Here is a 219-nt window from a genome sequence, read left to right as displayed (position 1 = left end):
GATCACGTTGTGTATCACCGTGCCTCATACGAATAATGATATTCAGCTAAAATGGCAGACATCAGAAATACCTGCCTTGGCAGAATTACTCAAGGCACTTGCAACATGATCGTAAGCGTCCGCTGAATCCCATACCTATTTTTTAATTCGATTTAGGTTTCCAGCAGTGCGGCAGCAATTCTTCAATTTGGGTCACTTTGTGTGTCGGTAACCTTTTCA

At 42.5% G+C, this 219-nt stretch carries 1 pseudogene; it reads left to right on the top strand.

The features are described from left to right. Window positions 1-109, top strand: a pseudogene (locus L6C30_RS14870) (IS66 family insertion sequence element accessory protein TnpB); the annotation flags it as partial. Between the last annotated feature and the right edge of the window lie 110 nt (window positions 110-219).

Origin of the sequence: Acinetobacter sp. KAM396 (assembly GCF_021602765.1) — a bacterium.
In the GTDB taxonomy this organism is placed as follows: Bacteria; Pseudomonadota; Gammaproteobacteria; order Pseudomonadales; family Moraxellaceae; genus Acinetobacter; species Acinetobacter towneri_A.
Note: the sequence above shows the minus strand (reverse complement) of the source record. Positions and strands in the feature narration are given on the sequence as shown.